17 protein-coding genes are annotated in these 21,981 nt (G+C 55.4%); 10 read left to right on the forward strand and 7 right to left on the reverse strand.

The annotated features are described in order from the left end of the window. Positions 1–43: 43 nt before the first annotated feature. Both CHB83_RS14940 and CHB83_RS14945 read left to right on the forward strand, forming a co-directional pair. On the forward strand, positions 44–859 hold the full coding sequence (locus CHB83_RS14940) for a hypothetical protein (protein WP_089333202.1): 816 nt from the start codon (positions 44–46) through the stop codon (positions 857–859). Positions 860–1,271: 412 nt separating this feature from the next. Continuing rightward, positions 1,272–3,314, forward strand: coding sequence for an OmpA family protein (locus CHB83_RS14945; protein ID WP_089333203.1), 2,043 nt, complete (start codon positions 1,272–1,274; stop codon positions 3,312–3,314). A 122-nt stretch (positions 3,315–3,436) separates the two neighbouring features. Here the strand turns inward: CHB83_RS14945 and floA are convergent, their stop codons facing one another. Next, positions 3,437–4,438 (reverse strand): flotillin-like protein FloA, encoded by a 1,002-nt coding sequence (floA, locus tag CHB83_RS14950; RefSeq protein ID WP_045688635.1) that lies wholly within the window; start codon positions 4,436–4,438, stop codon positions 3,437–3,439. Between the two features lie 107 nt (positions 4,439–4,545). Beyond that, positions 4,546–5,286 (reverse strand): NfeD family protein, encoded by a 741-nt coding sequence (locus CHB83_RS24465; protein ID WP_449404497.1) that lies wholly within the window; start codon positions 5,284–5,286, stop codon positions 4,546–4,548. Here CHB83_RS24465 and CHB83_RS14960 point away from each other — a divergent pair. Further along, positions 5,185–5,709 carry a GreA/GreB family elongation factor gene (locus CHB83_RS14960; RefSeq protein WP_089333204.1) on the forward strand — a complete coding sequence of 175 codons (525 nt, stop codon included), beginning with the start codon at positions 5,185–5,187 and terminating at the stop codon, positions 5,707–5,709. The two genes, CHB83_RS24465 and CHB83_RS14960, sit on opposite strands and share 102 nt — an antisense overlap. 40 nt (positions 5,710–5,749) lie before the next feature. Next, positions 5,750–5,989, forward strand: coding sequence for a hypothetical protein (locus CHB83_RS14965; protein ID WP_089333205.1), 240 nt, complete (start codon positions 5,750–5,752; stop codon positions 5,987–5,989). A 78-nt stretch (positions 5,990–6,067) separates the two neighbouring features. Here the strand turns inward: CHB83_RS14965 and proS are convergent, their stop codons facing one another. Then, entirely contained in the window at positions 6,068–7,543 is a 1,476-nt protein-coding gene (gene proS / locus CHB83_RS14970) for a proline--tRNA ligase (RefSeq protein WP_089333206.1), read from the reverse strand. 189 nt (positions 7,544–7,732) lie between these two features. On the opposite strand from proS, the gene CHB83_RS14975 reads away from it, so the two are divergent. After that, positions 7,733–9,019 (forward strand): hypothetical protein, encoded by a 1,287-nt coding sequence (locus CHB83_RS14975; RefSeq protein WP_143437143.1) that lies wholly within the window; start codon positions 7,733–7,735, stop codon positions 9,017–9,019. Between the two features lie 89 nt (positions 9,020–9,108). Beyond that, entirely contained in the window at positions 9,109–10,614 is a 1,506-nt protein-coding gene (locus CHB83_RS14980) for an OmpP1/FadL family transporter (RefSeq protein ID WP_089333208.1), read from the forward strand. A gap of 74 nt (positions 10,615–10,688) precedes the next feature. Here CHB83_RS14980 and CHB83_RS14985 read toward each other — a convergent pair whose 3' ends face one another. Then, positions 10,689–11,618, reverse strand: a complete 930-nt coding sequence (locus tag CHB83_RS14985) for a hypothetical protein (RefSeq protein WP_045688628.1) — start codon at positions 11,616–11,618, stop codon at positions 10,689–10,691. A 184-nt stretch (positions 11,619–11,802) separates the two neighbouring features. Between CHB83_RS14985 and CHB83_RS14990 the strand changes: the two genes are divergently transcribed. Then, on the forward strand, positions 11,803–14,028 hold the full coding sequence (locus CHB83_RS14990) for a S9 family peptidase (RefSeq protein WP_089333209.1): 2,226 nt from the start codon (positions 11,803–11,805) through the stop codon (positions 14,026–14,028). Between the two features lie 54 nt (positions 14,029–14,082). Here CHB83_RS14990 and CHB83_RS14995 read toward each other — a convergent pair whose 3' ends face one another. Both CHB83_RS14995 and CHB83_RS15000 read right to left on the reverse strand, forming a co-directional pair. Further along, on the reverse strand, positions 14,083–14,355 hold the full coding sequence (locus tag CHB83_RS14995) for a hypothetical protein (protein WP_045688626.1): 273 nt from the start codon (positions 14,353–14,355) through the stop codon (positions 14,083–14,085). A gap of 152 nt (positions 14,356–14,507) precedes the next feature. Then, a complete protein-coding gene (locus CHB83_RS15000; protein ID WP_045688625.1) occupies positions 14,508–15,428 on the reverse strand; it encodes a pirin family protein in 921 nt (306 codons plus the stop codon). Between the two features lie 228 nt (positions 15,429–15,656). On the opposite strand from CHB83_RS15000, the gene CHB83_RS15005 reads away from it, so the two are divergent. The 3 genes from CHB83_RS15005 (at position 15,657) to CHB83_RS15015 (ending at position 20,499) form a co-directional block, all read left to right on the forward strand. After that, positions 15,657–17,099, forward strand: coding sequence for an energy transducer TonB (locus CHB83_RS15005; protein ID WP_089333210.1), 1,443 nt, complete (start codon positions 15,657–15,659; stop codon positions 17,097–17,099). Positions 17,100–17,362: 263 nt separating this feature from the next. Then, a complete protein-coding gene (locus CHB83_RS15010) occupies positions 17,363–18,598 on the forward strand; it encodes a PIG-L family deacetylase (RefSeq protein WP_089333211.1) in 1,236 nt (411 codons plus the stop codon). A gap of 17 nt (positions 18,599–18,615) precedes the next feature. Beyond that, positions 18,616–20,499 carry a hypothetical protein gene (locus CHB83_RS15015; protein WP_089333212.1) on the forward strand — a complete coding sequence of 628 codons (1,884 nt, stop codon included), beginning with the start codon at positions 18,616–18,618 and terminating at the stop codon, positions 20,497–20,499. A gap of 31 nt (positions 20,500–20,530) precedes the next feature. Here the strand turns inward: CHB83_RS15015 and CHB83_RS15020 are convergent, their stop codons facing one another. Continuing rightward, entirely contained in the window at positions 20,531–21,973 is a 1,443-nt protein-coding gene (locus CHB83_RS15020) for an aldehyde dehydrogenase (protein WP_089333213.1), read from the reverse strand. Between the last annotated feature and the right edge of the window lie 8 nt (positions 21,974–21,981).

Below are 21,981 nucleotides of genomic sequence, written 5' to 3' on the forward strand. Positions count from 1 at the left end.
TGGGCGGTAGTCTCCCGGAGGGTTCGATTTTCTCACGCTGCATATGAATAGAATTCTATACTCGCTGTACGCCCTTGCTTTTCTAAGTTTAGTAGCTTGCGACGTAAGCCGCTGGCAGGCAGAAAATAACCCGCTGGCTACGGCGGAGGCCAATGCGGAAGCTACTTCTCTGGACCAGAATGGTATTCGTCTTACGCCCATTACTGACTTGCCGGGACAGCCTGCCGCGCTGCTAACTTTGAAAAATCGAGCATCGGGTGCGCCTGCCCCTCCGGGTGGTGCAGTACCCTTTGCATATGAGGTAACCAACTTTGCGTTGCCGAAAAGTGGGACCAGCTCGGTGGCCCGCAAGGCCGAAGTTTCGGATGGTCAGCATGTGCGTACCATCATCGACAATCAGCTTGTTTACAACCATAGTACCCCTGTCTTTGCCCTGCCGCTAGCAGCGGGGCCACACGTAGTATTGACTTTCTTGGAGGACGATGCCCACGTCAGCCTGAAGCACCAAGGCGCCTATGTCTTGCACTCTATTGGGATGAGCGAGGGAACTCGTGGAACGTTTGATGCAAGTGCACCGCATCTGTTTCACAGCCACCCACTAGGGGTATACAGTGGGAAAGATGCTGAAAATGTAGTGCTAGACTTTTACCTCGTCAATACTTCCTTATCGGAAAAGGGGAATAAGGTGCGTGCTACCCTCAACGGAACCGAGTTTCTGCTCAACGACTGGGTGCCGTACCGCATCGAAGGCTTGGCCCCGGGCGAGAATACAATCAAGCTGGAGCTGATAGACGAGCGGGGAAATCAGATTGTAGGGCCGTACAACGCAGAAACCCGCACATTCAATCTGGAACCATAGTCCAATAAATAGATGCAGTACAGATTCTGGATTTATGCAAAGTCTGTCACGTCAGCTTGCATACAGTACACGGTCAATAAAATATCGATGTTATTTTTCCGTTAGGAAAATAGCAAGCTGGTGTGAGAAAAGTAACGTGCTGATTACTAAAAGTAAGGCTCGGATTTATACAAAGTACTACTGCTTTGTAGCGGCTCGGCAGGCTGTAACTGAGCTGTAGGCCCTAATAAGCCAGGAAAAAGTACAGTTCGGGTCAATATTTTCTGCTTGCCCAGGAAGTGTGCGTACTTTTGGCCCGTCTTTCGCATCAGGTTGCAACTTACCGGGGAGGTAGGACGTCTTAAGAGATTCTATACCAGTACGTCGCCAGAGAAGTAGACTACCGAAAGCATTTGAATTTGCCCTTGACCATATGAGCATCCGAAAAATACTGTTGTCGGCGGGATTGTCAGTGGGAATAAGCGTGGTAGCACAAGCCCAACATGCAGTGTGGGCGGGTAAAGTAGTAGCTGTTTCTTCCCAAAAAGCCGAAGGGAAGGAAGCCTTTTCGCCGGAGAAAGTGCTAGGTGAGCCCAACGCACTGCCGCTAGGACAGGCAAGCAACGAAGCGTGGATTCCTAAAAAAGAAGGTACCAACGAGTTTATCGAGATTCGATTTGGTAAATCGTTGATAGCCAAACAGGTGACCGTGGTGGAGAATTTCAACCCCGGCTCGGTCACCAAAATTGAGTTGGTGGATACTCGCGGGCAGAAACACCAGGTGTACGAAAACACCAGCCCCGGACCTCTTCCCGAAACGTTTCGAGCACTACAAGCTACTTTTGCGCCGGGTACCTACCGTACCATTGGGGTAATCGTGACGATGAATACTAAGGCAGTGAATGGAGTCAACCAAATTGACGCTATTGGTATTGCTGACGTGGGCGAAACGATGGTGAAAAAGGAGTTTCAGGCCCCCAAGGATGCCGTAAGCTTCGACTCATCCATGGTAAACCTGGGAGCTAACGTCAATTCTAAGTACGTTGATACCCACCCGGTTATTTCACCAGATGGCCGGACGCTGTTTTTTGCTCGCCAGGAAAGCCCGCAGAACATAGGCGGCGGCAAAGACGGCCAAGACGTGTGGTACTCCACCATACAGAACGCGCAGAAAAAAACTTGGAACCCCGCCAAGAATATTGGTGGCCCCATTAACACTCCCGGCCCGAATGGATTGGCCTCCGTATCGTCGGACGGAAATACGGCCTTGCTAATCAACGTGTACAAACCCGATGGTACTCTTGATCCGAAAGGGCTAAGCCTGTCGCGGCGCACGAAGACTGGTTGGAGCCAGCCCGAGAAAGTAGAAATTGATGATTTCTACAACGATGATCAGGAAAACGTTGATTACTACCTCGGTACATCGGGGAAAGTGCTGCTGATGGCCGTAGACCGCAAAGACGGGCAGGGCCAGCAGGATATTTTCGTGAGTTTCCGCAAGGAGGATGGCCAGACGTGGACCAAGCCTCGCAACCTTGGTTCTACTATCAACACCAAAAAGCCGGAGTTTGCCCCCTTCCTGGCTGCCGATGGTAAGACGTTGTACTTCGCTTCGGAAGGCTGGGGCGGCTATGGTAAAAGCGACATTTTCTATAGCAAGCGCCTCGACGACAGCTGGACCAACTGGACCAAACCCCGGAATTTGGGCTCCACCGTTAACTCACCTGACTTCGATGCCTATTATGTAGTGTCGGCCGCAGGGGAGGATGCCTACCTGGTGTCGGCCCGCAAAGGTATTGATGGGTCTAAGGACATCTTCCGCATCAACCTCAAGCCTACCTTCCGGCCGGAAGTGGTAACGCTGGTGCGCGGCCGCGTGCTAGATGCGGCCACTAAAAAGCCAATTGCCTCCACCATTCGCTACGAAAACCTGCTGACGGGTGAGGAAATAGGAGTAGCTGAATCGAGCCCCGTAGATGGCAGCTATACCATTGTGCTGCCATCCGGCGCGCATTATGGTTACCGGGCCGACGCCAAGGACTACCTGGCTGAGTCGGACAACCTTGACGTAACGGACCGTCAAAAATATTCCGAAGTAAACCAAGACTTGTACCTGGTGCCCTTCGCCGTAGGTCAGACGATTAAGCTGAACAACATCTTCTTTGCGCAAAGCAAATACTACCTGCGCGAAACGTCTTACCCCGAGTTGCAGCGCCTAGTACGAACCCTGAAGGCCTACCCAGCGGTAGAAATCAAGATTGAAGGGCATACTGATAACCAAGGTGACGCCGCACTGAACCTAAAGCTGAGCCAAGACCGAGTAAACGAGGTGAAAAAATACCTGGTTAGCAAAGGTGTCAGTGGCAATCGGATTACGACGGAAGGCTTTGGCGACAAGAAGCCCATTGCTCCCAACGACCAGGAAGAAACGCGTAAGCTTAACCGCCGCGTAGAATTCCGAATCACGAAGAAGTAAGCTGCTGCCTCAGGCCTGTTGAACGTAAGTAGAATGCCTGAAAAAGGCCCGGCTCTGTACTAGAGCCGGGCCTTTTTATATGTCTTTGTCAGTAGATAACAGGGTAGCGACGTAGCAGCAAGTTAGCTCAGGCGGGTTTCGTCGCGGCCGGGCTTTGTGCTGCTGTTCTGGCCTCCCGGGTTTGCTATGGAGTCGCGCATGTCGGTATCTGATTGGATGTTACGCATCTTATAGTAATCCATGATGCCCAAGTTGCCGGATCGAAAAGCCTCGGCAATAGCTTTTGGAATTTCTGCTTCGGCATCAACCACGCGCGATTTTGCTTCCTGGGTCTTGGCCCGGTTTTCTTGCTCCATAGCTACTGCCATAGCTCGCCGTTCTTCCGCCCGGGCTTCGGCTACGCGCAAATCGGCAGAGGCTTGGTCAGTCTGCAGCTTCGCCCCAATGTTTTCGCCGATATCCACGTCAGCAATGTCAATGGACAAGATTTCGAAGGCTGTACCCGCATCCAGACCTTTGCTTAGCACCAGTTTCGAAATCTTATCGGGGTTTTCTAGCACCTCCTTATGAGAGCGGGAAGAACCAATGCTGGTGACAATGCCTTCGCCTACCCGGGCAAGAATGGTTTCTTCGCCGGCGCCGCCCACTAGCTGCGCAATGTTGGCTCGCACCGTTACGCGGGCCTTGGCAATCAGCTGGATGCCATCCTGAGCTACTGCCGCAACATTGGGCGTGTTAATCACTTTGGGGTTGACGGAGGTCGTGACAGCTTCGAATACGTCCCGACCGGCCAAGTCAATGGCCGTAGCCTGCTTGAAGGAGAGGGGAATGTTGGCCTTGTCGGCCGAAATCAGCGCCTTGATAACGCTAGGCACGTTGCCGCCCGCCAAATAATGCGTTTCTAGGTCGTTGGCAGTTAGCTCCAATCCGGCCTTGGTTGATGTAATCAGGGAGTTGACAATGAGGGACGGTGGCACCTTGCGAACCCGCATAAAGGCAAGCTGAAACAAGCTCACGCGCACTCCCGAAAATAGCGCCGTAATCCAGAGGCTTACAGGAAAAAAATACAGCAATACCAGCAGCACAATGCCACCAACGATAAGCGGGAGTAAGGGAAAGTTCATAAGGAAAGATAACGCACACGCGTGTGCAAGTAGAAGGACAGAGAAAAGGGAGCAGTAGCACAAGCTAGGGGCTACACCCAGCCAAGGCAGTTCACTAGAGTAGCAGGTTATACCACACGCTCCACCACAATCCGGTTATGCTCAATACCTAGCACCCGCACCTGGGCACCAGCAGCTATAAACTCACCCCGGGTAGTTACCTCGCGCCGGTCGGTAGCAAAGAGTACGGTGCCGGCCGGGCGAAGCGCCGATAAGGCCCGGCCAGTAGCGCCCAGCTCTACGTCGGGCTGACGGGCATCGCGCACTCGGCCATTGTTGACGCTAGTGAGGGCTACCTTATTGAGGTTTTTGGGTCGTAAGCCCACGTACACCAGAACTCCCACTGCTACCGCCGAGCCAGCTAGCATGAGGTGGCCTGTGGCGGAGCCTAAGTCGCGGTAACCAAACCAAATACCTGCTATCAGTAAGGCCAAACCGATCAGCCCAACAATAGTAGTACCGGGAATGAAGATAACCTCGGCGGCTAAAAACAGCAGGCCGAACACAAGTAGCAGCGCAATAGTAAGCCAGTCCATGGTGGAAAACAGTTGGTTGAGAAAAGATACGCAGAACCCCTCTGACCAGCCGAATATTGCCAGCAAGCTACTTGGGAGGATTAGCGGCCATAGCCGCAAAAACAACCACTTTGTGGCCCCTGCTCCGGGTGGCACTAGCAACTGGCAGCTTTGCTCTGTCGTTAAAACGATATGAGCCGAGCATTCGCCAAAGAAGATGATTCCCTTGAAGCCCCAATTATTCCGCCGCGGGCAGCCTTGCCCGTGGGTACGCCCAACTACGTAACTCCCCACGGGCTTGAGCAACTTCGGCAAGAACTCGTTGGTCTAGAGGCTGAGCGGGCCCAGGTAGAAGCCAACCGGGAAAACGAAGCGGACCGTACTCGCCTGCTAACGGTGCTTAACGGTCGGCTTAGCGCCCTCAATGCCCGGCTAGCTAGTGCCAAGGTGGTTGATCCACGTGGTCAAACAGCTCAGGAAGTACGGTTCGGTGCTACGGTACGCCTGCGCACCCGCCGCGGCGACAAACCTGGCTTGGAGCGGACGTTTACCCTGGTAGGGGTAGACGAAGCCGCCGTAGCGGAAGGCAAGGTAGCTTTTATTGCGCCTATTGCCCGCGCCGTGCAGGGTGCCCGCCTCGGTCAGGTTCTGACCATACGTGTGGGTGCCAAGGAAGAAGAGGTAGAGGTGCTGGAAATAAGCTATAAGGAATCATAAATTTGGTATTGCCAGTACTCCACACCCGTAGCAACCTCCTATGAAACAACGAGAAGTAACGGATAAGCATCACACCACCTGGACCTGCGTGCAGGCATACGCGGGCGTAGATAGCGCCGCGGCTACCGCCGCTACCGAGCGTAGTGCCGCTGCTGATGGTGGCGTGACAGTGGTGTGCACACCCACAGGCGGCGCTCAAACCGTGCGCCTAGAGCTGGCATCCGATTGGAATGATGCCCTTTCCGACGAAGAGTTGACGGCCGCTATTGCGAATGGATAGTAAAAGCACAAGGCCCTTCTACCTGGTAGAAGGGCCTTGTGTAAGAATAAGGGTGCCTGCACCCAAAAGAAATGGCAATTAGTATGCGCGGGCAAAGTATACGCGGCGCTTGCTGGGCTTGCCGGTTACCATGCACACACCATCTTCATCGGGCTCGTTGAGGGCGATGCACCGAATGGTAGCTTTGGTTTCTTCCTTGATGCGCTCTTCGGTTTCGGGAGTGCCATCCCAGTGAGCTACTACGAAGCCAGGGTTGCTATCGAGTACTTGCTTAAACTCCTCGTAGGAATCTACGCGGGTAGTGTGGGTTTCGCGGAAGCGCAGGGCCCGTTGGTAAATATTCTGCTGGATATCGGTCAGCAGCTGATCCACGCTATTGACGATGTCGGCCAGCGGAAGCGTCATTTTTTCCTTAGTGTCGCGTCGGGCTACTTCCACGGTGCCACCATCCAAGTCGCGCATGCCTACTGCAATACGCACGGGCACTCCTTTCAGCTCCCACTCGGCAAACTTGAACCCAGGACGCTCGGTGTCCCGGTCATCAATCTTCACGGAAATACCCCGCTGGATTAAGCCCATCTGCATGGGCCAAATGCGCTCCATCAACTCGTCGAGCTGGCCGGTCTTGTAAATAGGTACGATAACTACCTGGATAGGCGCCAGCTTGGGGGGGAGCACGAGACCTTCATCGTCGGAGTGAGCCATAATGAGGGCACCCATTAGGCGGGTGCTTACACCCCAGCTGGTGCCCCATACGTACTCTAGGCCCCCTTCTTTGTTGGCGAACTGCACGTCGAATGCTTTGGCGAAGTTCTGACCCAGGAAGTGGGAGGTGCCCGCCTGCAAGGCCTTGCCATCCTGCATTAGCCCTTCAATGCAGTAGGTGTCAAGGGCGCCGGCAAACCGCTCGTTGGCCGATTTTACTCCCTTCACGACGGGTAGCCCTATCCATTCCTCGGCAAACTGCGCGTATACTTCCAGCATCTGGCGGGTTTCGGCTACGGCTTCCTCGGCCGTGGCGTGGGCCGTGTGGCCTTCCTGCCAGAGAAACTCGGCGGTGCGCAAAAACAGACGCGTGCGCATTTCCCAGCGCACCACGTTTGCCCACTGGTTGATGAGCAGGGGCAGGTCGCGGTAGCTCTGAATCCAGTTTTTGTAGGTGCTCCAGATGATGGCCTCCGAGGTGGGGCGCACAATTAGCTCTTCCTCCAGCTTGGCATTGGGGTCCACGCGGAGTTTTCCTGGCTTATCAGGATCAGTTTGGAGGCGGTAGTGCGTTACTACAGCGCACTCTTTAGCAAAGCCTTCCGCATTTTGCTCCTCTGCTTCAAACAAGCTTTTAGGTACGAAAAGCGGGAAGTACGCGTTCTGGTGACCCGTACGCTTAAACATATCATCCAGCGTACGTTGCATCTTTTCCCAGATGGCATACCCATAGGGTTTGATGACCATACACCCGCGCACGGCCGAGTTTTCGGCTAGCCCCGCGCGCTTTACCAATTCGTTGTACCACAGGGAATAATCTTCGCTGCGCTTGGGCAAACTTTTGCTCATTTTCGGGGTATCTTTGAGTAGGCAGAACGGTTTTCTACTTGGTATAAGATTTGTCTTACAAAAAAGGGCACCGTTTCGGCACCAAATTACGTTATTAAATCCGGAGGAGTCGGCTACTATTGAGCTCTTCACTGCTGGGTTCCCGCACGTTCTTCCTCTTCCTGCCCATTCCTTCCGCATATGCAAGCCATGAGAAAATCCATCCACGCTGTATTGCCCGCTTTAGCCCTGCTCGCGTTGGGGGGCTGTGCTGGTACGTCGGTCCTGACGACTACCGAAAGCGACGGTATCTACTATTCCTCTAAAGACCGGACCATCATGCCGGCCTCCGTACCAACGGCTTCTACTATCCCCTATACTGGCGAAACAACTACTCCCGGCGACGTTACCAACCCCGACTATGTAGAGGGCAGCACTGCTAACAGCGCAGCCAGCACGGAGTATTACGATGATGACTACGGGTACGCCTCGCGCCTACGTCGCTTTCATTCTCCTTACCAAGGTTTGGGTTTAGGATACTACGACTTTGCTTACACCGACCCATTCTGGTACGGTGGCCCAGCCTATGCTATGTATCCGGGAGCATATTCGCCCTGGGGCTATGGTGGAGGCTACGGCTATGGCTACAGATCTTTCTACGACCCCTTCTACAGCCCGTACTGGGGCGGTTCAATGATAAGTATCAACATTGGACGGCCTTGGTACCGTCCGTGGGGGTATGGTGGGTATGGCTACGGCTACAACCCTTATGACTACTATGGCGGCTACGGTGGCTTTGGCTATGGTGGAGGCGGGTACTATAACGGCTTTGGACCAGGGTATTACAATGGGGGTAGCGTACGCAGCCGCGTGGTGTATGGGCCGCGTCGTGACGGTGCTACCAACGCCACTAATATCACCAGCAATGCTACCGGCGGCCGCGGCCGCGGCCGCGTTGAGCAGGGCGGCATTGTGCAGCCCGGCGGTGTAAATGGCACAGGCTTGTCTACGGATGGGGCCGTGGCTACCCCAGCACCCCAGCCGGCTCGGGGCCGCGGACGCAACCGCACGCTGGACCCAACTACTACTTCTGGAGTTACTTCGTCTGGTATAGCTGTTGATAACCCAAGCCAGCCCAATCCGAACTCTACTCCTGGCGGCCGTCGTTGGCAGGTGCTAGATCAGGCGGGTGCTGCTACTGGTTCGCAGCCCACTACGGCTCCTACCGATTATAACCAGCCTCGCCGGGGCCGGGGCAGTATGGGCGGTGCAGGCCAGTCTGGTCAGCAGTCGGGTACCTACCAGCCCACGCGTCGCCGGGCCGTAGCCGACCAACCTGTGCGTACGTATGAACAACCGACCCGCACGTATGAGCAGCCTGCGCGTAGCTACGAACAACCCTCACGGAGTTATTCCTCGCCTTCTAGCGGTGGCAACTTCGGTGGTGGTAGCAGCGGCGGGGGCGGCGGAGCGCGCGGCCGGGGCCGTGTGCAATAGTTAGTTACTTCCGAGCTGTTATCTATCCGCGTTATACATGGCCGGCCTACCTGGCCGGCCATGTGCACTTTCTCACCTTCCTTCCTGCAATGAAAAATCTGAAATGTGGGCTGAGCCTGGCGCTGCTAGGGTTAGCCAGCCACGCCTTTGCCCAAAGTGAAGTAGATGCGCTTCGCTATTCTCGCCTCCAGTTTGGAGGGCCTGCCCGAACTCAGGGCTTTGGTGGCGCTACCTCGGCTTTAGGGGCCAACTTGGGTAGCCTCGTCACTAACCCAGCGGGCCTGGGTCTTTATGTAAAATCGGACATTAGCTTTACTCCTGGCTACAGCCAAACAACGTCCAAAACGCAAACCGGCGCTGCCAATCTCTCCGACACTCGTTCGAGCTTAAATATTGGCAACTTCGGCATAGCCTTCACCAACCGGTTGCCCGACGATGACAACACTTCCGAGTGGCGTTCCGGTACGTTTGCCTTTGGAATTACTCGCCTGAACGACTTCAACCAGCGGTATCGGTACCGCAACACCACCACCGACAACCGTTCCTTATTCCAGCGGTTCCGGGAGCCCCGAGTTAGCTACGACGACATCGATAACGAGTTCCAGACGGGCTATACTTCCTTAGACGGGCTAGCCTATGGCACGTACTTATCGGAGTTTGTGGGAACCCCACCCAATGATGCCCTAGTACTTACCCCACGAAATGGGGAGATTGTGCAGGAAGAAACGGTGCAAACCAGTGGTGCGCAAACGCAATTTGACTTTGGCTATGGGGCCAGTTTCCGCGACAAACTATATATCGGTGGTGCCCTGGGTATCGTGAGCACGCGCTACAACGAAACGCGAGACTTTACCGAAACGGAAAACGACCCCTCAACGCCATTTACGAGCTTGTTGCGTCGCAACACGTTGGAAACGCAGGGTACCGGCGTCAACTTCCGCCTTGGGCTTATCTACCGGCCCACGGACATGGTACGGCTAGGTGCTTCCGTGCAGACGCCTACCTTCTCCAAGCTAACGGACTCGTACGGAGCCTCATTGCGTACCAACTTTAGCGAAGAACCTTTTCCGAACACGGGTACATCGAGAGCAGAAAGCACTGCTCCGGGAGAATATTCTTACAACCTCACGACACCCTTCCGCGCTACGGGTGGGGCAGCCGTCATACTAGGCAAGTACGGGTTCGTGACGGGCGACGTGGAATACGTGAACTACTCCCAGGCTCGTCTCAACGGCGACGGTTCCGACAGTGGCGCCGGAGTGTTTGACGTAGAAAATGAAGCCGTTAGCAACACCTACGGTTCGGCGGTAAACTTCCGCGGCGGGGTAGAAGGCCGTTTTGATGTGTTCCGGGTGCGGGCTGGCTTCGCTCACAACGGTGACCCCTTCAAAACGTCTACCTTCAACCGGGCGCAGAACTACTTTACTGGGGGCCTGGGGCTGTACCAGCGCAACGTGTACATAGATCTGGCTGGTGTATACAACACCGATGATAGCTACACTTCTGCCTATACTTTAGCAAGTGGTCTACAACCAGTAATCGGCGTTAAAACCAACCGCTTTACTACCTCTGTTACAGTCGGGGTCAACTTCTAACAGTTACCCAAACGGACTACACACAAACGGCTCCCAGTAGTGGGAGCCGTTTGTGTGTAGTCCGTTTGGTATCCTTACTTGGTCACAATAACCTGTAATGATATAGATGGAATTCCCGTGGTGTTGATGGCTGCAACCCGAAACAAACCGGTCTTATTTTCAGGAGTTTGAAAGGCCACTACTGTGTTGAGCTCCACGGGCGGGGTCCTGGTCACCGTAGGAGATGCCCCAGCGAAGGCAGCAGTTATCAGGGTTGGGGTAGTAAGCGCCTGAAACGCAGCATTATTGAGAGAAGTAAGTCGCAACTGAGTAGCTCTACGAGGAACCCACCGCGAGGAAAGCGTCAGGCCGGGGTCGGCGGGGGTAGCCAGCACCGGACCAGAACTAGCGCTACCAGGGTAGTAGATTAAGTCTACCAAGGCTTGATTCTCGGCGTTGGTGCGCACCATAAACTTGGGCATGGCTAGGCCTTCCCGGAGCGCCAAGAAGCTGCGCCGGCTGTTGTCCACAGTGGCAGGAGCTTGCAGTACTACTGAGTAGCTATGATAAAGGCTAAGCGAATCAACTCTAGTAAGACGAGCCTTGATGCTCCGAGCCCCTTGCTTCTTGTTGGCATCCGTAAATGTGTAGCTCCACGTTTCCAGGCCTGCCGTTGTGCGAGCAGAATGCACGCTCGTGAAGGCGAAATCAGAACGGGTAAAGGTGGAGTCGAGGTATACGAGCGTAGTTACACCCGGCTTTTCAGGGTCATACAGCGCATCGTAGATGAAGGGTGTGGGCTGAGGCGAATAGTTGAGCTCGATGCGTAAGTTGGTCAGCGGAGCGCTATCGTCTTCCTGTGCAGCGTACACCTTAGTTGTTACTGTGTCGGCAGGGACGGTGAGCCGCTGGTCAACGGTAGTGAAGCGAGAACTGCTAATTAGGTCCACACGCGGGCCCGACTCAAGGGAAGGCTCGCAGGCTGCCAAGGGCAACAGAAGCAGAAGAATAGAACGAAGGCGCATACTGCAGTAAAGGTCGGAAGAAGAAGGGAAGTTGCCTATTGCAAAGCATAACGGCAGGCGGCCCGGCTTTCATACGTGCTAAGTAAAAGCCGCGCTTTGGCAGGTGCAAGCGGGTAGGCGCGGGTGGGTGCAACCACCCGGCGGTGTTTGCTACTTTTACTTATACCTCCTTTTTCTTCTTTCCATGACGCTCCGCTCCTTTGGGCTTGCCTTGCTGCTGTCGGTGGCAAGCCCAGTAGTATTGCCGGCTACCTTGCCAGCCGCTTTTGCTCAGCAGAAATCCACCATTACGCTCGAAGACATCTGGCAAAAAGGCACCTTTCAGACCCGCTCCGTACCTGGGTTCAACTGGATGAAAGATGGCCGCTACTACTCTGCCCTTGATAAGGGCGACTTAGTACAGCACGATGTGACCACCGGCCAAGCAGTGCAAACGCTCGTGGCTGCCACCGACTTGAAACTGCCGGGCCAGAACCAGCTCTTACCCGTAGACGGCTACCGCTTCAATGCCGACGAAACCAAGGTGTTGTTCAGCACTGATACGGAGCCTATCTACCGGCGCTCTAGTAAGTCGTATTTCTTTGTGTATGACCGGGGTACCAAGCAGCTGACGCCCCTCAGTAAAACGGCTGGCAAGCAGCTCTACGCCACGTTTTCTCCCGATGGTAAGCACATTGCTTTCGTGCGCGACAACAACGTATTTGTAACCGACCTGGGTACCATGCGCGAAACCGCCGTGACAACGGATGGCGCTACGAACCGCATCATCAATGGCGGCACCGACTGGGTATACGAGGAGGAATTCTCGTTTGCGCAGGGCTTTCAATGGTCACCCGATTCGCGGCAGCTAGCGTACTACACCTTCGACGAAAGCCAGGTGCCCGAGTATAACATGCAGGAATGGGGCCCCCTTTACCCGCAGGACTACCGCTATAAGTACCCCAAAGCCGGAGAAAAAAACTCGGTGGTGGGCATCTCTACCTATGAGGTGGGCACCGCCAAAACCACGAGAATGGACGTGGGCGCCGAGACCAACCAATACATTCCGCGCATCCTCTGGACCCAGACGCCCAACTTGCTTAGCATTCAGCGCCTGAACCGCTTGCAGAATAAGCTGGAAATCTTGCACGCCGATGCGACCACCGGCAAAACCAGGGTAGTTCTAACCGATACGGACCCGGCCTACGTGGACGTGACCGACGACCTACGCTACCTCGAAGGTGGGAAGGAATTTCTGTTCACTAGTGAGAAAGACGGCTACCGCCATCTGTACCTGTATGCTATGAACGGCAAGTTGGTGCGCCAGCTTACAAAGGGTAACTGGGAAATCACCAACATCGACGGCTTCGACGAGAAGAAGGGCCTCGTATATTTCACCAGCACAGAGGCATCGCCCCTGCAGCGCCATCTCTACCGGGTTGATGTAAAAGGTAAGGGCAAAGTACGGCTCAGTGAAGCCGGCCCCGGTACCAACGCCGTGAACATGAGCTCCGATACGCGCTACTTCCTCAACTATCACTCGCAGGCTGGCGAGCCACAGGTAGTAAGCTTACGTAGCGGCCAAGATGGCAAGCTGGTGAAAGTGCTGGAAGACAATGCCGCACTGCGCCAGAAGCTGACAAACTTTACTTTCAGCAAGCTGGAGTTCATCAATTTCAAAACCGCTAGCGGGGTAGCCCTCAACGCGTCGGTGCTGAAGCCCGCCAATTTTGATCCAAGTAAAAAGTACCCCGTGCTCATGTACGTGTACGGCGGCCCTGGCTCCCAAACAGTAAAGGATGATCAGGGCGGTGGCATTGCCTTTACCAATTACCTCTGGCATCAACTGTTGGCCCAGCACGGCTACATTGTGGTGTCGGTAGATAACCGGGGTACAGGCGCGCGCGGGGCTGCATTCAAGAAAAGCACCTACGCTAACCTTGGTAAGCTAGAAACTATTGACCAGGGAGAAAGCGCCGCCTACCTAGCTACCCTGCCCTACGTTGACAAATCGCGCATTGGCATCTGGGGCTGGAGCTTCGGAGGCTATATGACCGCGCTGGCTATGACGAAGAATGCCGATATCTTCAAGATGGGTATTTCGGTGGCGCCAGTTACGAACTGGCGCTATTACGATACGGTGTACACAGAGCGGTTTCTGAAAACGCCTCAGGAAAATCCCCAGGGCTACGACGATAACTCTCCTGTGCAACACGCTGACAAGCTGAAAGGCAAACTGCTACTAGTGCACGGCACCGGCGACGACAACGTACACTTCCAAAACTCAGTAGCCTTTGTGGAAGCAATGGTGAAAGCCAACAAGGATTTCCAGACCCTGTACTACCCCAACCGCAACCACGGCATTTCGGGTGGCAACACGCGCCTACACCTGTACCGCCAGATGACGGACTACGTGTTGAAAAACCTATGATTCTGCTGCCACTAGCTACCAGCACAGCCACTTACGCGGCGGTAAGGCTGGTAGCTAGTGGTAATAGGATGGCTGGTTCTCCACAACTACATAGTCGTGGGTCTCCGTGGTGCTGCTCCGATGAAAGCGGATAGAAGTAATTTGTAGCCCGAGCAAGTAAGGGCTGCGAAATTGCTCGTAGAGGTCCGTTAGTATCTCGTGTAGCTCAGCAGTTTGGCTAGAAACCAGCCGCTTTACCTGCCGGGTGCCGACTATTTGTCCGCACTGCACTTCTGCCAGCGTAAGCTGACAACACACCATGTAGGGAAGCCCGCTTTTCATAGTCATCAGGAGGAAAGGATGGCAATGAGAACAATGCTTCAAAGCTAATAATATTAGCTTAAAATCCAATTAAGTTAGTATTAATTCGTTAGCCAGTTGCAGCCGTTTGGGCAGCAGAACTCGTTCTGGTAATTACCAGCCTAATCCTGCCCATCAGTTCACGACAGGGCTTGGGGTGGGGGCGAGCCACTACCTGCTGGCCTAGTTTTATCCTGTGGGAGGGGCACAAACTCCTTGTTATCATTAGGCGGTAGAATAATCCGGCCGGCTTGCCAATCGGCCTTTGCTTGCTCGATCCGCTCTCGTTTTGAGGATACAAAGTTCCACCAGATAAACCGCTCGCCGAGGGGTTCGCCCCCAAGGAGCATAAGGGTGCTAGCCTCACGGGCCACTAGTACCGGGTCGATGCCTGGGGTGAATACGAGTAGCTGTCCTGGTCCGTAGGTATGGCCGCTTACTTCTACCAGCCCCTTAGCCACGTAGGCACCCCGCTCGGGGTAGCCCTGGGGCAAGCCGAAGCGGGCACCCGGTTGCAGTACTACATGCAAATAGAACAAGGGCGAGTGGGTGCGTACCTCATTATGTAGCCCAAAGGCATTGCCAGCAATCAAGCGCATCCACACGCCTGGCTCGGTGAAAACAGGTAGCTTGTGGGTCTGATAGTTGGTGAAGGACGGAGCACATTCCTCATCAGCTTCGGGTAGGGCCACCCACGTCTGAAGCATTTCTAAGGCGCCACCAGCCAGCGTTGCAGGGTCCTCAAACCGCTCAGAATGAGCAATGCCGCTGCCTGCCGTCATCCAGTTTACCTCTCCGGGCCGAATAATTTGCTGTACGCCTAGGCTGTCGCGGTGGGTAACCTGCCCGCCAAATAGGTAGCTCACCGTGGACAAGCCAATGTGCGGGTGTGGCAGCACATCTAACGCCGAGAGTTGCTCGGGGGCCATATGTACGGGGCCAGCATGGTCCATAAAAATAAAAGGGCCTAGCATGCGCCGCAGTCGGTAAGGTAGAATTCGGCGAACCGCAAAGCCTGGGCTTAGGGCTGCCGGCCGGGCATCAATTACAAGGTCTAGCATAAGAACAGCGTAGAAACAAGAGGAACGGGTGCCTGCCGGGTTAAACAGCTGCGTTCTGGCTTGGCGAGCGAGTAGAAGCCCCTAAGACCACAGCAATGAGCGTCTAAAATAGAAGTATAGGCAATGAGTAGCGGCATAGCTATACTAAAATAGGTTTAACTCAACTATTTACTGGAAAAGCGTATCCTTGGGGCAGTAAAACGGACTTTTTTAGCGTAGAGCACGCGTATGCCAACGTTTACCCCAACTCGTTTCCTGCAGATAGGACTGCTAGGGATTCTTAGTACTGCCTGCCAGCAAGAGAAGCCAGCCCGTACGGAGCCAGCTACTAGCCCGGCCTTAGCCGATACGCTCAACCTGGATTCCCTGGCGCAGCCCGTGGCAACCCCCGTGCGGCGCGATTGGCACCGCGTAGAGCGGCCTACTAGCCGCAATGCTCCTTTAATAGTGTATCAGCGCGGCATCCACAAACCTGCGGCCTTCAATGCTGATGCCCCCCCCATGGAAGCCCGTCTACAGGACCTGACCCTGAAGGCCAGCGAATATTTTCAGATTGACCCGGCCCGGCCCGCCGAATTGCGTGGGCAGGATGGTACCATCGTGCGTATTCCGGCAGGCGCCCTTGTGGACCGGCAGCAACGCCCCGCTACCGGAACCGTGTGGATAGAGCTAAAGGAATGCTATTCCGTAGCGGACCTATTGCTGTCTAACCTCCTCACCGAAACCGAAACCGGCGTTGCGCTAGAGCTGGCAGGGGCCGTATTGGTGCGCGCTACCGCCGGAGGGCAACAGCTGGCCCTAGCTGCTGGGCGCGAAATGCAGGTAGAAATGGCGGAGGAAGCCCGGCGCGTGCAGCAGCTTTACTATGGGCAGGCTGCCCCCGCTACAGAGCCAGTTCGCTGGGCCGAGGCTCCTAGCAAAGAGGAGCCGGAGCAAAATGTGTACACCACAGCCGAGCAAATGCCCGGCTATGGCAATGGCCCCGCCGACCTCAACCGCCTCATTCGCTACCCACGCCAGGCGCAGGAGCGCCAAACACAAGGATTGGTATTGGCTTCGTTTGTGGTAGATGAAAGCGGGCGAATCACTAGCCCGCGCATTGTGCGGAGCCTTGGCGACGGGTGCGACCAAGAAGTGCTGCGCGTGTTACGCCAAACCTCTGGCCGCTGGAAGCCCGGCCGCCAGGGTGGACAAGCCGTAAAAGTGCGCATGACGCTGCCCATCCGCTTTTCCTTCCAAGAAGGGCGGGCTACTGCCGCCGATGAAATGCTTGCTACCACAGCCAGCGACGCCGAAGCCACGCTGCCCGGCTTCACCGACGTGACTGGTGGGCTATGGGTAGGGCAGTTGGGCTGGGTAGCGGTTGGGAAAGAGTGGCGCGGCCCTGCTTCACCTTACTACGTGCCCTTCGCCAGCGCCACCGAGCATACCACGTTGCGCGTTGTAGTGCCTGGCCGGCGGGTAGTACTAGCGGGCCAGCCCCAAGCTGGAGGCTATCAGTTTATGTCGGTGCCTTCTTTCACGAAGGTGGTCCTTCTGGGCATGCGCTATGAAAACGGCACGCCATTCGTCGCACGCCAGGACGTGCGCACCAGCAGCCCACCCGATTCGTTGCAATTTGCCGAAACTACCCTGGGCGATTTGGAAGCCACACTCGCCCGGTTCAACTAGTTGGTAGAGTATTTTTTAGAGCGTTTCGTGCGCTGTATAACCTTTTCTGGAATCCCCGTTGCATAGTACTCGGTGCAACGGGGATTTTTTGTTTCACACAGTGAAATGAGGCAATCAGAGAGTAAATATTACGCTCATCGAGAAACAGCCACCCTTGGCCAAAAACCAACAACATGAATTTAAATAAGCTAAGACGGGGTATGTAAATTTCGCTGATTGACTGTTGCCAGCTCCCTGCTCCACAACCACCTGTGCACTACTGTATGGTTCAACTCCTACTCCGCCTTTTTCTCCTTACACTTACTGTGCTTGGAGCCGCCCGCGGGTGGGCTCAAACCCCCGTATCAGCCCCTAACTCCCGACCGGTATCGGTCTATATCACAGCCCACCCCGATGACTGGCAGCTCTTTATGGGCTCTGATGCGTGCGATGATGTGCAGCGGCGCAACGCGAAAGTGGTTTTCATTTGCCTCACGGGTGGACAGGCCAATAAAGTAGATGATGCGTACTGGCAAAGCCGGGAAACCGCTTGCCAAGCTGCTATACAAAAAGCGGCTAACCTTACTACGGCTGCCAGCACAGTACCTATGCCAGCGCAAGAAAGCGTCAATGCCCATTCGGTGACAGTGGTGCGCTACCGGAGTACCGTTGCCTACTTTTTGCACTTACCCGATGGCAACCTTGATGGCAAAGGACAAAGCCGGGGCGGGTTCCAAAGCATGAAGTTACTTTTTAAGGCAGGGCGTCCTGTTGCCCCCTTAGATCATGGACCGGCCTACACTTCATGGAATGACTTAGTCGCGACTGTGCGGGCACTGTTGCAGCGCGAAGTAGGAAGCGCCAAGCTCGAAGTACATACTCCCCAGCCAAATGAGCGCTACAACCCCGGCGACCATTCTGACCACCGAATGGCAGGGGAACTGGCCCTGGCCGCCACAGCCCAAACGGAGTGCCGATACCAGTTGTATGTGGGGTACGACAGTAGCCGACGGCCCCTTAATCTGACGGCAACTCAAACCGAAAACCAGCGGGCTGTGTACCAGGCCTACAGCCAAAAGATGGCTGAGCAGGGCCAGCCAAGCTCCTGGGACGAAGCGCATCTACGCTTTATTGGCCGTCAGTACTCGTTTATTCGGCACTGCCCGGGAAATAGCCTCAACAGCGGTACCCCCGCCGCCCCCAGCACCTCTGCTTCGGGTACGAACCCAGATGAGCCAGTCGAGGTAGCCACGGGCATAGTATTGGAGCCGAGCTACCCCAATCCATTCAACGAGTCTAGCCTGCTGACGTACCGCTTGCCCACCGCCGCTGCCGTCTGGTTGCGCGTACTGGATAGTCAGGGCCGGGAGGTTGTGAGCCTATTGCGCGGAAGCCAACAGTCAGCCGGTAAGCACGAGCAATGGCTTGATGTTCATAGCTTTCCTGCTACAGGTTTGTACGTGGCAGAACTGCGCGTAGGTAGCCAGCACCGCATCTGCCGCCTCGAAATTATTCGCTGATTTTTCAGTTTTTGACGATGCATTTCCTGTTGACGGTACTTCGCCGCCGTCCTTCCCAGGCCGCTCTTTTGGGCGCGGCTTTGCTGCTTCAGTGTTTGCTGGTTTTTCGGGCCTTTGGCCTCCTGCTTACCGAGCCAGGCCAGCACCTGCTGGTTTCCGGCTTCGACGGAATGAAAAACTACTTCACCTTTCAAGCCTACGTGCAACAGCCCGCGGCCTACGGTATGCGGTGGTTTGGAATGATGAACTACCCCTTCGGCGACTACATTTTCTACACCGATAACACTCCCCTGCTCGCGTGGCTCGTCCGGCTATGGTCGCGCTACGTCTCTGATGTATCGCCTTGGGGAATTGACATCTACCATGTGCTGCTATTAGCAGGTATGTTGCTGAGTACGGGGCTGCTGGTAGCCATTCTGCGCCGCATACTGCACTACTGGGGGCTGATAGTGGTGTTTTCAGTTGTACTACCTTGGCTTAACCCCCAGCTAGGGCGTTTGCTGATGGGGCATTTCAACCTGTCGTATAGCTGGGTGATCTTGCTTGCCATTTGGGGGCTAATGCGCCTGTACGACCGCGCGGAGGCAGGACAACCCATCGGAAGGCTGGTAGCTGGTCTGACAACGGCCTTCACGCTTATTTCCTTTGTGCATCTGTATTATCTGCCGCAGTTAGCGCTGCTCACGGCTGCTTTCTTTGCCCTGTGGCTGCTTCCCAACGGCCGCTGGCGGCAGCAGCCACTGTTGCTGATGAGCACCGTGCTGACCTTAGCGCCCATGCTCCTAAGCGTTGGGTTCGTGCGCTTGGTAGACGCCTACTACTCTCTGCGACTAACAACCCCCACGGGTTTCAATACACCCGCGTGGAAGCTACAGGCGCTAGCGCTTATTCAGCCCTACGCATACCAAACTACACACTTCATCTTTGAGCCAACCAAACCGGTTTCAGAAGAGTCGCAGGCGTACTTAGGTGCCTTTGCCCTGTTCGGGCTCGTGGTTGCGCTTATTGGGTGGGTGTTTCGGCGGGCCCTGGTACGGCAATGGTGGCGGAGCTGGGGGCAACTCCCGCAACAGCGCCTACTTCTCCTGCTTGGGGTAGCGTCGTTGGCAGGCTTTTTTGCTTCGGTGGGCACGGTGTACGAAGTAGAGGACGGACAGTTTACGTGGCATAATTACCTGAGTGTCTTCTTCTACCTGCACAAGATTACGGGAGCCGCTGCTCATTTTCGTACGGTAGCTCGCTTCTGCTGGCCTTTCTTCTGGATGGTGAACCTACTGGTGGTAGCGGGGCTTGATTATTGGCTGCGCATTGGCCGGTGGACTGCTCGTTGGGTGGTGGTGGTGGCCCTGGTGTTACTTGCCCTCATCGACATGCGCGACACCATTAAGCACTACCGGCATAGCATCTTGCCCAACCCGCTCACCAATGTGCAAGCGCAACCGGAACTGGCGCCGCTGCTAGCGTCGCTTCGGCCCCACGACTACCAGGCTATTCTACCCGTGCCATTCTATCATGTGGGCAGTGAAGACATGGACCTAACGCTGGATGATGATAACCGCCACTCCCTGCATAGCTACCAGCTAGCCCTGCGCACCAACCTGCCTTTAATGGCTACGAAACTTTCGCGTACGCCACCTGTGCATGCTAAGCTGCTGCGTAGTGTGTTTGACTCTGCTGGTCCGGCACCGGAACTACGTCGGCAGCTAGTAGCCAATGGCAAACCCGTACTCGTGCTCTACGACCAGAGCTACTATGACGGCACCGACTCGTTGGCCGCCCGGCAAACCAACCCGTACGCTCGTCAATTGGTGGAGGCAGGCGCTAGCTTTCCAACCAACCAGCACCTAACCCTGCTGGCCCAGTCAGGGAAGCTACACCTGTACCGGTGGGACGTACGCTAAAACGGTAAGCTGTTATTTGGTAGCAGGTTGCCTATAGTTTGATGGTAACATTCTGCGGCTCGGTAAAGAAACGCAACGCCTCAATTCCGCCTTCGCGACCCACCCCAGAACTCTTCATACCCCCAAAGGGTGTGCGTAAGTCGCGATGCAGCCACGCATTCACCCACACAATACCGCTGTGCAGAGCGTGTGCTACCCGGTGAGCGCGCTTCAAGTCCGTGGTCCAGATAGTGGCGGCTAATCCATACTCCGTGCCATTGGCCCACTGAATAACCTCCGCTTCGGAGTCGAAGGGAGTGAGTGTGACAACAGGACCAAAGATTTCCTCGCGGTTTACGCGGCAGTTGGGTGGTAAGCTCTCAAATACAGTAGGTTGCATGAAGTGTCCGCCAGCGCAGCGGCCCGGTAAGTACACCCGCTGTCCTCCAGCCAGCAAGCGGCCGCCCTCTTCATGAGCCAGTGCCACGTACCCAAGCACCTTTTGCAAGTGAGCTTCGCTGACCAAGGCTCCTTGTTGGCTAGCCGGGTCTTGCGGGTCGCCGACGGTTAAAGCGGCTACTCCCTGCAGAAAGGCCTGCTTGAATGCCTCATAAAGGGGCCGTTCGATGAAGATGCGGGAGCCACACAAGCAAATTTGCCCCTGATTGGCAAAGGAACTCCGTAGGCTGGTGCTCACGGCTTCTTCCAAGTTGCAGTCGGCAAAGACTAGGTTGGGATTCTTACCCCCTAGCTCCAAGGAAAGCTTTTTGAATAAGGGTGCCGCCGTGCGTGCTATGTGTTCCCCGGTCTTGGTGCCCCCCGTGAAGCTGATGGCCTTCACTGCTGGATGCTCCACCAGGGCTTGGCCCACCTTGGCGCCCGTACCATGCACAATGTTGAGCACCCCCGGCGGCAAGCCAGCTTCCTGACACAACTCGCTCAGGAGAAATGCAGTGTACGGTGTAACTTCCGATGGTTTGGCCACAACGCAGCACCCAGCGGCGAGAGCCGGAGCAATCTTCCATGTGAATAGGTAGAGCGGCAGGTTCCAAGGGGAAATGCACGCTACCACGCCTAGCGGGTGGCGCACCGTGTAGTTTAGCGCGATGCCCTCCTGGAAGTGGGTTTCAGATGAAAAATGCTGTGCCGCCGTACCAAAAAAAGCAAAGTTGCTGGCTGCTCGTGGGATATCGACGGTGCGGGCCAAGTGCACGGGCTTGCCGTTATCCTGGCTTTCTGCCGCAGCTAGTCGGTCCTGGTCACGCTCAATCAATTCCGCAATACGAACCAAAAGCCGGCCCCTTTCTTCAGCCGGGCGAGTGCGCCAAGCCGGTAGCGCTTCTTCTGCCGCCTGCACCGCTAGCGCTACATCCGCGGCGTCAGAGTCAGGCAAGTAGGCGTGGGGCTGACCCGTAGCCGGCTCAAGAGTAGGTAGGTAACAACCAGCACTGGGAGGCACCAGCCGGCCGTTGATATAATTCTGAAGCTGAATCATAGGGACTA

Source organism: Hymenobacter mucosus (assembly GCF_900188255.1).
GTDB lineage: Bacteria > Bacteroidota > Bacteroidia > Cytophagales > Hymenobacteraceae > Hymenobacter > Hymenobacter mucosus.